Annotated in this window: 16 protein-coding genes; 13 read left to right on the plus strand and 3 right to left on the minus strand. The window is 55.7% G+C overall.

Annotated elements, in window-relative coordinates; all coding sequences use genetic code 11:
• The first annotated feature begins 62 nt into the window (after positions 1-62).
• From ND528_RS11725 to ND528_RS11750, 6 genes are all read left to right on the plus strand, one after another.
• The gene (locus ND528_RS11725; protein WP_137214694.1) at positions 63-533 is read left to right on the plus strand and encodes a hypothetical protein; all 471 of its coding nucleotides are present in this window, start codon (positions 63-65) and stop codon (positions 531-533) included.
• Between the two features lie 102 nt (positions 534-635).
• Positions 636-2,333, plus strand: coding sequence for a copper resistance system multicopper oxidase (locus ND528_RS11730; protein ID WP_263470369.1), 1,698 nt, complete (start codon positions 636-638; stop codon positions 2,331-2,333).
• Between the two features lie 11 nt (positions 2,334-2,344).
• The gene (locus tag ND528_RS11735; protein ID WP_263470370.1) at positions 2,345-3,214 is read left to right on the plus strand and encodes a copper resistance protein B; all 870 of its coding nucleotides are present in this window, start codon (positions 2,345-2,347) and stop codon (positions 3,212-3,214) included.
• A gap of 32 nt (positions 3,215-3,246) precedes the next feature.
• Positions 3,247-3,621, plus strand: coding sequence for a copper homeostasis periplasmic binding protein CopC (gene copC, locus ND528_RS11740; protein ID WP_263470371.1), 375 nt, complete (start codon positions 3,247-3,249; stop codon positions 3,619-3,621).
• Positions 3,622-3,624: 3 nt separating this feature from the next.
• Positions 3,625-4,494 carry a copper homeostasis membrane protein CopD gene (gene copD / locus ND528_RS11745; RefSeq protein WP_263470372.1) on the plus strand — a complete coding sequence of 290 codons (870 nt, stop codon included), beginning with the start codon at positions 3,625-3,627 and terminating at the stop codon, positions 4,492-4,494.
• A gap of 58 nt (positions 4,495-4,552) precedes the next feature.
• Positions 4,553-5,341, plus strand: a complete 789-nt coding sequence (locus ND528_RS11750; protein ID WP_263470373.1) for a transporter substrate-binding domain-containing protein — start codon at positions 4,553-4,555, stop codon at positions 5,339-5,341.
• Between the two features lie 93 nt (positions 5,342-5,434).
• Here ND528_RS11750 and ND528_RS11755 read toward each other — a convergent pair whose 3' ends face one another.
• Positions 5,435-5,785 (minus strand): DUF6124 family protein, encoded by a 351-nt coding sequence (locus ND528_RS11755; RefSeq protein ID WP_263470374.1) that lies wholly within the window; start codon positions 5,783-5,785, stop codon positions 5,435-5,437.
• 441 nt (positions 5,786-6,226) lie between these two features.
• Here ND528_RS11755 and ND528_RS11760 point away from each other — a divergent pair, with 441 nt between their 5' ends.
• The 3 genes from ND528_RS11760 to ND528_RS11770 all read left to right on the plus strand — a co-directional run bounded on the left by ND528_RS11760 (position 6,227) and on the right by ND528_RS11770 (position 8,345).
• Positions 6,227-6,760 (plus strand): PAAR domain-containing protein, encoded by a 534-nt coding sequence (locus ND528_RS11760; RefSeq protein WP_263470375.1) that lies wholly within the window; start codon positions 6,227-6,229, stop codon positions 6,758-6,760.
• 5 nt (positions 6,761-6,765) lie between these two features.
• A complete protein-coding gene (locus ND528_RS11765) occupies positions 6,766-7,479 on the plus strand; it encodes a peptidoglycan recognition protein family protein (RefSeq protein ID WP_137214686.1) in 714 nt (237 codons plus the stop codon).
• 452 nt (positions 7,480-7,931) lie between these two features.
• The gene (locus ND528_RS11770; RefSeq protein WP_130909763.1) at positions 7,932-8,345 is read left to right on the plus strand and encodes a hypothetical protein; all 414 of its coding nucleotides are present in this window, start codon (positions 7,932-7,934) and stop codon (positions 8,343-8,345) included.
• Between the two features lie 15 nt (positions 8,346-8,360).
• Here the strand turns inward: ND528_RS11770 and ND528_RS11775 are convergent, their stop codons facing one another.
• Positions 8,361-8,648, minus strand: coding sequence for a hypothetical protein (locus ND528_RS11775; protein WP_130909764.1), 288 nt, complete (start codon positions 8,646-8,648; stop codon positions 8,361-8,363).
• A gap of 126 nt (positions 8,649-8,774) precedes the next feature.
• On the opposite strand from ND528_RS11775, the gene dusA reads away from it, so the two are divergent.
• Both dusA and ND528_RS11785 read left to right on the plus strand, forming a co-directional pair.
• Positions 8,775-9,785 (plus strand): tRNA dihydrouridine(20/20a) synthase DusA, encoded by a 1,011-nt coding sequence (dusA, locus tag ND528_RS11780; RefSeq protein WP_263470413.1) that lies wholly within the window; start codon positions 8,775-8,777, stop codon positions 9,783-9,785.
• A gap of 27 nt (positions 9,786-9,812) precedes the next feature.
• Entirely contained in the window at positions 9,813-10,232 is a 420-nt protein-coding gene (locus ND528_RS11785; protein ID WP_263470376.1) for a DUF2388 domain-containing protein, read from the plus strand.
• Here ND528_RS11785 and ND528_RS11790 read toward each other — a convergent pair whose 3' ends face one another.
• Positions 10,233-11,066, minus strand: coding sequence for an undecaprenyl-diphosphate phosphatase (locus tag ND528_RS11790; RefSeq protein WP_263470377.1), 834 nt, complete (start codon positions 11,064-11,066; stop codon positions 10,233-10,235).
• Between the two features lie 568 nt (positions 11,067-11,634).
• Here ND528_RS11790 and ND528_RS11795 point away from each other — a divergent pair.
• Positions 11,635-12,375: a winged helix-turn-helix domain-containing protein gene (locus tag ND528_RS11795; RefSeq protein WP_137214684.1), complete on the plus strand. Its 741-nt coding sequence runs from the start codon at positions 11,635-11,637 to the stop codon at positions 12,373-12,375.
• Positions 12,376-12,652: 277 nt separating this feature from the next.
• Complete coding sequence (locus ND528_RS11800) at positions 12,653-13,312, plus strand: winged helix-turn-helix domain-containing protein (RefSeq protein ID WP_263470378.1); 660 nt, start codon at positions 12,653-12,655, stop codon at positions 13,310-13,312.
• The last annotated feature ends 40 nt before the right edge of the window (positions 13,313-13,352 follow it).

The raw sequence follows: 13,352 nt of genomic DNA on the forward strand, positions 1-13,352 counted from the left end.
CAAGGCCCTGCGCCGTGCAAAGGTCTACGCTGAACAGGCAGACATCCAACAAGGGAACCGACATGAGTAAAGCAGACGAACTCGCCGCCAGACTCAAGCAGACACGGCATACCCAGGCTGATGCGGCGCTGGAAATCGATTGCTGGCCTGCTCAGGTGTACGACTTGTACCACCGCATCGAAGCCTGGCTACAGCCAGTCACCGAAGTAGGACTGAAGATTCGGCGAAATCCTACGCACGTTTGCGAAACTTCGCCGGATGGTGAAAGCCATGACTACGCCATCGACCAGTTGGTGATCGAAGCGAACAATCACAGTCTGATTTTCGATCCGATTGCGCGGTTTACCGAGGACGGTTGCGGACGTGTCGAGATCAAGGTGCCGGGGCGTGATCAGTCGTTGCTGCGCACGGTTGACGAGCATGGCGAAAGCCATTGGTGGTTGCAGACTATCGAGACCGGCCAGGAGCTGGATGCGATCGCGCTGACGGAAAACAATCTGCTGCAGGTGGTGCAGCAAGGGTTAAGCCTGTAAGCCGCCCGGGTTAACTGACAAAACTGTAATGTTTGCCTCAGCCAACTGAAAGCCGGGGCTGGCTAGTCTCTCTGTCATGAGTCAGACGGGGATTTCCAGCGCATGCCATCCATTCTCACAAGACGCATTTTTGTCAAAGGCCTGGCCGCCGGTAGCTTGCTCGGTGGCCTCGGGCTCTGGCGTACACCGGTCTGGGCGCTGAACGGCGCCGCGCCCGTCAACGAACTGAGCGGTAACGAATTCGAGTTGTTCATCGGCGAAACTCCGGTCAATTTCACGGGTTCTGCACGCACGGCGATGACCATCAATGGCAGCCTGCCCGGTCCGCTGTTGCGCTGGCGCGAAGGCGATACCGTGACGCTGCGGGTGCGAAACCGGCTCACGGCCGACACCTCGATTCACTGGCACGGCATTCTGCTGCCGGCGAACATGGACGGCGTGCCGGGTCTGAGTTTCCACGGCATCGAACCGGGCGGCGTGTACGTTTACCAGTTCAAGGTTCGGCAACACGGCACCTACTGGTATCACAGCCATTCCGGGTTACAGGAGCAGGCCGGCGTCTACGGGCCGCTGGTCATCGAGGCCAAGGAGCCAGAGCCTTTCCAGTACGATCGCGACTACGTGGTGATGCTCAGCGATTGGACCGACGAAGACCCGGCCAGACTGATGAAGACCCTGAAAAAACAGTCCGACTACTACAACTTCCACAAACGCACCGTCGGCGACTTTATCAACGATGTCGGTGAGAAAGGCTGGGGCGCCACGGTTGCCGATCGCACGATGTGGGCGCAAATGAACATGAACCCCACCGACATCGCCGACGTCAGTGGCGCCACGTATACCTTTTTGATCAACGGCCAGGCCCCCGATAGCAACTTCACCTGGCTGTTCCGTCCCGGCGAAAAACTGCGCCTGCGCCTGATCAACGGCTCGGCCATGACCTATTTCGATGTGCGTATTCCGGGATTGAAAATGACGGTGGTGGCTGCCGATGGCCTGCACGTCAAACCGGTCAGCGTCGATGAACTGCGCATTGCCGTGGCCGAGACCTATGACGTGATCGTCGAACCTGAAACCGAGGCGTACACCCTGTTCGCTCAGGCGATGGATCGCAGCGGTTACGCCCGTGGCACTCTCGCCACACGCGCCGGCATGTCGGCAGCAGTGCCGGCGCTGGATCCGCGTCCGTTGGTGAGCATGGACGACATGGGCATGGGCGGCATGGATCACGGCAGCATGGACATGAGCACCATGGATCACTCCAGCATGGGCCCGATGCAAGCCCATCCCGACAGTGAAAACAACAATCCGCTGGTGGACATGCAGGCCATGATCACCGCGCCAAAGCTCGACGACCCAGGCCTCGGCCTGCGCGACAACGGCCGCCGAGTGCTGACCTACGCCGACCTGCGCAGCACCTTCGAAGACCCGGACGGCCGCGATCCGGGCCGCACGATAGAGCTGCACCTGACCGGCCACATGGAGAAATTCGCCTGGTCGTTCAACGGCATCAAATTCTCCGATGCCGAGCCTTTACGGCTGAAATACGGCGAGCGCATCCGCCTGGTGCTGGTCAACGACACCATGATGACCCACCCGATCCACCTGCACGGGATGTGGAGCGATCTGGAAGACGAAAACGGCGACTTTCAGGTGCGCAAACACACCATCGACATGCCGCCCGGCAGCCGCCGCAGCTATCGCGTCACCGCCGACGCCCTCGGCCGCTGGGCTTATCACTGTCATCTGCTTTATCACATGGAAACGGGCATGTTCCGCGAAGTGCGGGTGGAAGAATGAAGAGGCCGATCATGACTCGACTCAGCGTGTTTTCGCTGCTGCTCGCCGGCACCTCAGCCATGGCCGCCGACGCCATGCACGGCATGGACCATAGCCAGATGCCCGGGATGGATCATTCGGCAATGCAAAGCATGGACGACGGCATGATGCAGCCCGCCGCGCCCAGCGAAAGCCGCACGCCGATTTCGCCCGTGACCGACGCCGACCGCGCTGCGGTGTTCACCAGCCCCGGCGGTCATCAGGTGCACGACAGCGTTATAAACAGCTACTTTCTTGCCGACAAACTCGAATGGCAGAACGCCGATGACGGCAGCGCTTTGGCCTGGGACCTGTCCGGCTGGATCGGCGGGGATACCGATCGGCTGTGGCTGCGCTCTGAAGGCGAGCGCAACAACGGCAAGACTGAAGACGCGGAAATTCAAGCGCTGTGGGGCCACGCGATTTCACCATGGTGGGACGTGGTCAGCGGCGTGCGTCAGGACTTCAAACCCGGCGCACCGCAAACCTGGGCCGCGTTCGGCGTGCAAGGCATGGCGCTGTACAACTTCGAGGCCGAAGCCACGGCCTTCCTTGGCGAGGGCGGCCAGAGTGCGGTACGGCTGGAGGGCGACTACGACATCCTGCTGACCAATCGACTGATCCTGCAGCCGACCGCTGAACTGAATATCTACGGCAAAAACGATCCCCAGCGAGGCATCGGCTCAGGGTTGTCCAATACCGAGGCGGGCCTGCGGTTGCGTTATGAAATCCGCCGCGAATTCGCGCCTTATATCGGCGTGACGTGGAATCGCACTTACGGCAACACCGCTGACTATGCCGGCGAAGAAGACGAGGATCGCAGTGAGGCGCGCCTGGTCCTCGGGGTCAGGCTGTGGTTCTGAATTCTTCTAAAAAAACAAATTGGAGACCTTGCATGCGCACACTAACCCTGCCCCTGATATTCGCTAGCGGATTACTCCTGAGCGCCCTCGCCCAAGCCCATCCGAAATTGCTCTCGTCGACGCCGGCCGAAGGCGCGGAAGGCGCCGCGCCGGGCAGGATCGAGCTGCATTTTTCCGAGAACCTGGTCACGCAATTTTCCGGGGCCAAACTGGTAATGACCGAAATGGGTGGCATGGCTCACTCGCCGATGCCGATGAAAGCCAAAGTCAGCGCCAGCAACGATCCGAAAACCATGCTGATCACCCCGCTCGCCCCGCTGCCTGCCGGCACCTATCAGGTGCAGTGGCGCGCGGTGTCCGCCGACACGCACCCGATCACCGGTAACGTCACGTTCAAAGTGAAGTGAACAATGGCGGACCTGCTCAACATCATCCTGCGGTTCGCCTTGTATGTGGATTTGCTGCTGTTGTTCGGGCTGGCGTTGTTTGGCTTGTACAGCTTCAACGCGCTGCTGCGGTTCCGTCCGTTGTTGCGGGGCATGGCAGTGACAGGGGCATTGCTGTCAGTGGCCGGGCTGGTGCTGATGACCCGCGCCATGAGTGGCGAAACCCAGCTCGCGGCATTGTGGCCGCACCTGCAGATGATGCTGCTGGAAACAGACGTCGGCCTGGCGTGGGCGCTGCGGATGACAGCGCTGGCCATCGTAGTGATCCGGCCGGGTCTGTGGCCAGCGTCGTTGGCAGGCGCCATTGCTCTCGCTTCGCTGGCATGGAGCGGGCATGGCGCAATGGACGAAGGATGGCTGCGGTTCTGGCACTTTCTCAGCGACATCTTGCACCTGCTTGCGGCGGGAGCGTGGTTGGGTGCCTTGCTGGCGCTGGTGTTGATGGCGAGCGGGCGGATCGGTGACACACGCCTTCGCCTGCTCGCCGATGCAGTGAAACGCTTCGAATGGATGGGCGCGTTGATCGTGCTAACGGTGTCGGTCACCGGCGTGATGAATTATCTTTTCATCGTCGGCCCAGGGCTCGACGGAGTGCTGTTCGGTACCTACGGGCAGCTGCTGGCGATCAAGGTGCTGGTGTTTGCCGTGATGCTGGTGCTCGCTGCGTTGAACCGCTTTCATCTTGGACCGTCACTGCAACAATCGCTGCGCGACGGCCAGCACCTCATCGCCGCGAACGCGCTGCGACGCAGTGTGGTGATGGAGCTGGCCCTTGCCCTGTTGATCGTGGCGCTGGTGGCGTGGCTGGGCACATTGAGTCCGGACCCGGGATGACACCCGTGGAAGGCTTTCACTACACTGGGCCACCTTCCCTCTCACAAGCCCGATCTCAATGACAACACTAAAAAGCACGATGATCCTCGGCGGCCTGCTGACCCTGGCGACTGGCGCTCACGCCGACCCCGCCACGTCCCACCTCGACAGCATTCAGCAACAAGGCCAGTTGCGCGTCTGCACCACCGGCGACTACAAGCCCTACACCTTCAAGCGCAACGACGGCGACTTCGAAGGCATCGACATCAGCATGGCCCGCTCCCTGGCCGACAGCCTCGGCGTCAAGGTGCAATGGGTGCAGACCACCTGGAAAACCCTGATGCCCGACATGCAGGCCGGCAAATGCGACATCGGCATGGGCGGCATCTCGGTCACCCTCGAACGGCAGAAAAAAGCCTACTTCAGCAACACCCTCGACACCGACGGCAAGATCCCGCTGGTGCGCTGCGCCGACCAGTCCAAATACCAGACCATCGACCAGATCAACCAGCCCAACGTGCGCCTCGTGGAACCTGCCGGCGGCACCAACGAAGCTTTCGTTCACGCCTTCCTGCCCAAAGCGCAACTGGCCCTGCACGACAACGTGACGATCTTCCAGCAACTGCTCGACAACAAAGCCGACGTGATGATCACCGACGCCTCGGAAGCGCTGTATCAGCAGAAACTCAAACCCGGTTTGTGCGCAGTGAACCCGCATCAATACATGCAATACGGCGAGAAGGCTTACCTGCTGCCACGCGACGACATCAGCTGGAAACTGTATGTCGATCAGTGGCTGCATTTGAGCAAGGTCACTGGCAAGTATCAGCAGACGTTGGGTGAGTGGATTGCGGTGCCGGGGCAGTAACCGTTATTCGTCGTGCAGCGGTGAAAGCGAATGTTCAGCTAACTATTTAGCCTCGCGGTGACGGATAACCGCTCCGTCACCGCGAGGTTCGCTTCAAGCCTTCACTTCAACTTTGTCCAACGCCTGATTCACTGCGATCTCTCCCAGCATCACTACCTGGGCGATGCCCAATAACGTCTTGCGCTGCGAGTTTTCCAGTAACGCGGCGAAGTCGTTGAGCATGGTGCTGGCCGAACCCAGTGATTCGCTGGCATTGGCCAACAGGGACTCACTGTCGTTAGCCGGGTTGGCGATGAACATGCGTTCGGGCTGGTTGGTGGAGGCTTTGATGTGATTGGCTGGAGGCAGGTAATAATCCAGCGCACGCTCGGCGGCGTCGTGGAGTTTTTTTGAGTCGGGGGATGCGGGATTGGTGTCCGGCGGATTGGGAGTGACTTTGAACATGGATGAATCCTCTAGCGCGATTACCAAAAGGAGCCATCACCCTCGCTACCAAACGAAGGGTGGCGGCCATACGCGGGTTGGTAGACCGGTCGCACTAGAACCCGGCGCCCACGAATGGACCCCACGCATGACCACCATGATATTCGAGCGCTGATAAGCGACCTGAATCAGGTGACGCAATGCATCTAGACACGAGGCGGGCTACCAAACCCGATCACTGCTTTCAGTGACCCAGGGACGATAGAACCCGCAGGCTAGACGCACAAGCCGGCGGATTCTGTCTTAGGTGTAGGGGGAGGCGCAAGACAACGTAGGCTTCGGATGACTTTCACTAGTCAGATTTAAACAAGCGCCAGCGTAACCGTTTAAAAATCCCGAGCCAAAGTTCAAATCGAGTCTGATACAGTTCCACTTGGCAAAATCGTAGACAGGAAGTCAGACATGGCAAAGCCAGCAGCTCGTATTACCGATCCCACCAATTGCCCTATCCCTGGACACGGTCCGAAAGCTATCGCGTCCGGATCTCCCGATGTTTTCTTCGACGGTCTTGCAGCCGCGACCAAAGGCGATACTTGCACCTGCGGCAGCGCTTTGGCGTCAGCAGTGTCCTCGACTGTATTTATCAACGGTAAGAATGCTGCCTTGGTAGGTACGGTAGGCACCCATGGAGACATCGTCATCGGCGGCTCGGGCACCGTGATTATTGGTGACTCGCATAGTCCGGCACCATTTATTGCCCCGCTTCCCCTATTGCTGCAGAAAACTTCTGGGCACACCTTCAGCATCGTTGACAGCGAAACAGGCCAGCCCTTGGCAGGAAGGAATTTCAGCGCAATCGTTAATGGTCAAAAGATTACCGGTGTTACCGATAGTACAGGAGCAGCGACCGTTAAGACCCCAACAAAAGATGCTGCTATTTCAGTTACCATCGACTTCACCTCACCAGCTCGGACGCTCAGCGAACTCACGGATTGAACACTATGGCCGAACAATTTACTACTGAAGCAAAAGCAGCGGAAATCAAACCAGGCGCGCCGATTGTCCCCACGACTATCACGGTCAATGATAGAGCTGCAACAAGGGAAGCGATTATCAGGCTTCTCCACAAAAACAAATGCGAATTTGTGGAAAGATCCTCTTGGGGAGCACATAAAGCAAAAGGCGAAATGGTCGATGATTGGGACTACTCAATGATCGCCCTTCACCATGCCGGCCGGAGTATGGGTTGCGGTGCTGGGGCAGGACAAATGCGGGCAATCCAAAGTGAGCATCAAGCCAAGTTTGATGACATCGGTTATCACTATGGTATCGACTGCACGGGGAAAGTCTTTGAAGGACGTGACATACGATTCAAAGGCTCAAGCGTACATAACTACAACACTGGTGTAATTGGGATCGTTTTGCTGGAGAACCTGACGACTGCCGAAGAAGGTGGAGACATGGTGGCTTTTGCCCGTCAGGCTCTTGAAACCTTCAATGGCAATATGGATCAGAAAATTCCTGCCATTCAGATTGACACTCTTCTGAAGTTGATTCAGGCCCTGACCAGTGTTTTCAGGGTGACAACGTTAGGAGGACATCGTGAATTCCCAATGCAGGCCGGCGAAGGGAAGATTTGTCCAGGCAATATTGGCATGGAACTGGTAAAAAACCTTCGAATCAAAACCAAACTCTTGCGACCGCCTTCGTCATGAAATCGCTTCTTATCATCTCCACAATTATCTGTGTCGTTGTCCTATACGTCGGCTTCTATGAAAAGATGGAGGACGCTTATCCAGAAAAAGTGTTCTTCATCAAGAAAAGTCCGACATTTCAAATGAAATTTGAAAATATTTTCGCGTACGAATCAGATGACAAAACTGTAGGTGAGTTAAGCGGTACGGAACGACAGTTGGTAATTCAGTACTGCAAATATCGGCTCGGGGTGACTACTGACCTGCATAACCAAGAGGAGCTCGAACTATGCAAGAAGAGATAGTTTCCACCTTCATCTCAGCATATACATCATAGGCAGAACGATCTTCTGAACGAATACTCCATGCCCCTGCCCAGCTTTTTACTGCCCCCCCGCCGGGGTTAACATTAAAATGATCTTGGAATTGATACTGACAATACAACCTAGCGATGGAAAAAGGTATCAAGCCACATGGATGCAAATAAAGTCGGACGCCGGTATGTACGGTGGATCCTTCTGCCGCTCATCGTCCTTTTTTTCTGGTACTTCTGCTCCCCAGTTGTAGCGGTGAATTTTTCCCTGAACAGTGAGGAAGAATTTCACTACGTTTGGAATACTCAGGACAGGATTCATAGAGGCGATATCAAGCACGGTGGCTCAGCCGTTGAGTTCGGCTACCTATTCCCTGATGACGACTTTTTCATGATGTTTGATTGGTGGACTGATAAAGGTTTTCAGAGGTGCGTGGACATCAGCCCCAAATGGGGCCGAACTATTGACATCTATTTGGATGCAACAGGCAGGGTCGATATTGCTAAAACCGGCCCGGACGTTATTGCTCGATTGAAACAATGCACTGGCGAAACTGACCCTTTCCGACCATGAGTTAGTCGTGAGCCCTCATGAAATTAGGTCGACCACATCGATCGTCATAGATGGGGCGGCAGCGCCCCACTCTACGCCGAGAATGCCATTCACTCTTTCCAGCGCAACCAAGACTGAACGTAAGTGCAGCCATTGATGCACTCGAACCTGCGTTATCGCCCACTTGATCGCCCGCTCATCCAGCTCTGATTCGCGCTCGTGTAGTTCGTTTCCGGGGCGCAAATCTCGCTCTCTTGGTAGACTTGCAACCCATTCCGGCAGATGCGGTGCTGCGCGGTGAAGCGCAGTGCTTCCATCAGCCATTTTTCATGTCCTACAGCTGCCACAAACGAAAGTGGTACGTATTGGCTTCGAATGGGTACATCGTACCAACAGATGCTGAAAACCCTTGAAAACGCCCGAAATCACGTCGAAAACACGTTGAGTAAAATGGTCCAGAATCAGAGCTTTAGCCCAGTAAAACCAACGCCTGAGCCGTCTCGGCGCTTCAGTGTGGCACCCATGATGGATTGGACGGACCGCCATTGCCGGTACTTCCTGCGCCTCCTGTCCAAGCACGCCCTGCTCTACACCGAAATGGTCACCACCGGCGCGCTCCTAAACGGTGATCACGAACGTTTCCTCCGCCACAACGAAGCCGAGCACCCGCTGGCGTTGCAGCTCGGTGGTAGTGTTCCGCTCGATCTCGCCGCCTGCGCGCGCATGGCTCAGGAGCACGGTTACGACGAGGTGAACCTGAACGTCGGCTGCCCGAGTGATCGTGTGCAAAACAACATGATCGGCGCGTGCCTGATGGGGCATCCGCAGTTGGTGGCCGATTGTGTGAAGGCGATGCGTGATGCGGTGTCGATTCCGGTGACTGTGAAGCATCGGATCGGCATCAACGGGCGCGACAGTTATGCCGAGCTGTGTGATTTCGTCGGGACTGTGCGGGATGCCGGATGCACGAGTTTTACCGTGCATGCGCGGATTGCGATTCTGGAGGGGTTGTCGCCGAAGGAGAATCGTGACATTCCGCCGTTGCGCTATGACGTGGCTGCGCAGTTGAAGGCGGATTTTCCGGAGCTGGAGATTGTGCTGAACGGCGGGATCAAGACCATGGAGGCCTGCCATGAGCATCTGCAGACGTTCGATGGCGTGATGTTGGGGCGTGAGGCTTATCACAATCCGTATTTGCTGGCGGAGGTGGATCAGCAGTTGTTTGGCAGTTCGGCGCCGGTGATCAGTCGGGCTGAAGCGCTGGCGCAGTTGCGGCCTTATATCGCCGAACATCTGCTGGCCGGTGGTTCAATGCATCACATCACTCGGCATGTGCTGGGCCTGGGCACGGGGTTCCCCGGGGCGCGCAAGTTTCGTCAGTTGTTGTCGGTGGATATTCACAAGGCCAAGGATCCGCTGGCGTTGCTGGATCAGGCGGCTGAGTTGCTTGAAGGTCGTTGATTGATGGTTTGAGTGTGCGGGCGACGCATGAGCGTTGCCCGCTGTTTTGATGTACTGACAGGATGTCTTTTGTTTATGCCCGCGTTTACTTTTTCAGGTTTCAAGCGTTTCACCCTCCTCGCTTTGTTCAGCTTCACTTCCAACGTTTATGCGCACTGCGATGGCTTTTGCATGGGCCGTACCGATACGCCGTGGGAGGTGACGCAGCTTTCCGGCTTCACTTTGGTGTCTTTGATCCTCGCACCTATTTCGTCTAGCCAGGAAACGACCGACAGTCACAAGCGTGTTTACTCTGCCGAGGAGCAAGAAGACGCGCGGCTCTATCTGGCCAGCAACGGCATGCTGCAAGCCGCGTATTTCACCTCGGCCTTGCAGCGCTTTCGTCAGGAGTCGTCGGATTCGACGTTAAACGATCTCGCCGTGGCGGCGTTGATCAGCGCGCAGTGATCAGGCAGCCGCTGCGGCGGTCCAGTTGACCCAGCCAAACAGCCACGTCGCCAGAATCAACAACCCAAAACCGATCCGGTACCACGCGAACGCGGCGTAGCTGTGGTTGGCAATAAACTTAAGCAGGCCACGCACGGCGATCATGGCAAAGATGAATGCGGTGACGAAGCCGAGGGCGAAGATTGGCAGGTCGTTGGGTTGGAACAGGTCGCGGTATTTGTAGCCGGAATAAACGGCGGCGCCAACCATGGTCGGCATGGCGAGGAAGAACGAGAACTCGGTGGCGGCTTTGCGCGAGAGGCCGAAGAGCAGGCCGCCGATGATGGTCGAACCGGAGCGCGAAGTGCCTGGAATCATCGCCAGGCATTGTACGAAACCGACCTTTAGCGCGTGAGACCAGCGCATGTCGTCGACGTCTTCGACGCTGACAACATGGCTGCGCTGTTCGGCCCACAGCATGAAGATGCCACCGACTACTAGCGCCACCGCAACGGTGATCGGGTTGAACAGGTATTCGTGGATCGCGTCCGCGAATAACACGCCGAGGATGACGGCCGGGAAAAACGCGATGAGCAGGTTGAGGGTGAAACGTTGCGCGTTGCGTTCGGTAGGCAGGCCTTTGACGATTTCGAAGATCTTCGGACGAAATTCCCAGACCACAGCAAGAATGGCCCCCAGTTGAATAATGATGTTGAACGCCATCGCGCGTTCACCGCCGAATTCAAGCAGGTCGGCGACAATAATCTGGTGGCCGGTACTCGAGATGGGCAGGAACTCAGTCAGGCCTTCTACCGCGCCTAATATCAATACCTGGAAAAGGGTCCAGAAATCCATTAATCCTCCGTCAGAGCACTCAGGGTGAGCGACCAGTCAATAACACTCAGGGTTGAGTATCTGAGTTACATAATTGGCGCATATGAAGATCAAAGATCGCAGCCTTCGGCAGCTCCTGCATTGGGAATGCATTTCCCTGTAGGAGCTGCCGAAGGCTGCGATCTTTTGATTTCGAAGAATAGGTCTAACGAATAGCCACACTCAAGTCATGTTAGTAATCGTCGGCCGACGAACTAGACTGAAAAAATTTACATCTATTACTACAAATATTCAGTTCAGATATGAAGTGTGATCAACTTCACACATTGTTGACATGGCCAATCAATGGCAAAAGGACATAGACAAAGCCATCGCCACAAGCTCAAAATAGTGGCACCATTGCATATAGCCATCATCTACGCGTTAGTTCACAACCTCGAGAAAATCAACTAAAAGCTTGAAAAGCTTATTTATTGTTAGAAAACTCGGGAGATGTGTCTAAAATCCGCGTAAATGTTACCAATTGTCAGTCACAGATGAGAACCGGTGCTTTAACATCCCGATGTCAGCACCTAATTCGAGTCAACGCATGATGCTCTCAGGGAACTTGGCGACCAGAAGTCCGCGCCCGACAAATGATGAATCCGGTGTTCTTGCGCTGGGTCGTACACTGGGTGTGGCTGATCATTTCAGATCGCTGATCGCAAAGCACGTGCAGTCCGATATGATCTTGGAAACAGGTGCCTTCACTAGTTCGTATAAAGAACAAGGTTACATCGGTTCATATCGCGCCATTTTCCTCATCATCGATAGCCCACAGGCGCTCGAAGACAATCTGGCCCTGGTGCAGAACCTGCGCAATGACAACTTGAAACCGCTTATTTGCGCAGTCGTCACCGGCCGCGGCGCCGTCAACAAACTCAAGTATTTTCTCGCCGGGGCGGATGCCTGTATCAAGCTCAACACACTGGGCGATGACAGCGACGAGTTGCTGACTGAATTCTTCAACAGCGAAGACTGGCAACGAGATATCAATCTAACGCTTGATCCGACACGGATCTGCCTGATGGACAGTCGGCGCAAACTCGATATCTCCTTCGCCGAGATGAAGATCCTCGAAGCCTTTGCGAACACCGGCAATCACATTCTGAGCCATGATGAAATCGCCAGCATCATGGGCCTCAACAGCAATTTCTACGACCCTCGGGCACTGGAAAAATCAATCAGTCGCTTGCGTGGAAAAATCAAGGACATGTATGGTACAAACGCGATTCAGAGCATCCGCGGCTACGGCTATCGCCTGATGCGGGGCCTGATATCGACTGCCTGAGTCTCGGGCAGTCTTCCCTTTTGCATACGTACGAAGGATCGTCTGATGCAGCCATATCGTTTCAATCGCGCTTCATACTTATTAAAACTCAAGCACTTGAATGAGCACGGCATCACGCCTAATAACAATAAAACTCCATAACATAGCAGCAGATCGAGTGGAATTTATCGAGGGCCATTTTCGGCCCGAACCCTGCCTACGATTACTTCCGAGGAAGTCATTGCTCGCCTGCCGATTTATCTTTTAGCCAATTTTGGTGTGTATTTAGGAGAGAGACATGGAAACGAGTACAACCCTCCCCAGAAAATATTTTGTTGTTGTGACGCACAGCACAACGTCGCAACGTGAACTGGAAAGTATCTTGTCCAGCGAGCGTTTCAATTCGTTTGGCACGTCGCAGGCACAAATGTTTGTTGAAGGTGTTGCTTCGCCCTCTTCCGCCCCGATGGTCATGGAGTTCAGTTACCCAAGCCTCAGCCGAAAGAATGTTGCGCGCAGTATCGAACATGATACTCAACGCATACTGGCCACTCTTGAAAATGAATGGCGAGCCGCGCAAACAGACAATCCGTTTCAAAGCTTCCCGACCCGCAGTGCAGAAGGCGCTCATATCTCAAATGTCAGCGAGAGCACTGAGCCTTGCAGCGATACCTGGCATCTCGACGATGAACAAGGCGTGTTGCTCAAGGACAATGTTGCGATCAGCCTGACTGGCCTGGAAACCGCGCTGGTGCGGAAAATGCTGAGCCATGAAGAGCGCGTGGTCAGTCGTGATGACTTGATCATCAGCATTGGTCGGGAACCCGAGCAATACCGTGGCCTGGAAATGTGCCTGAGCCGGTTGCAGGACAAGTTCAAGAGCGCAAGCAATGGCGAGCGATTGTTCCGAGCCGTTAGAAATCGCGGATATTGCCTGATTCAAGAAGTCGTTGCGTAACCGAAGACGACCTTCAAAGCCAGACAAACAGATATAAAGT

It is taken from the genome of Pseudomonas mercuritolerans (genome assembly GCF_025706525.1).
In the GTDB taxonomy this organism is placed as follows: domain Bacteria; phylum Pseudomonadota; class Gammaproteobacteria; order Pseudomonadales; family Pseudomonadaceae; genus Aquipseudomonas; species Aquipseudomonas mercuritolerans.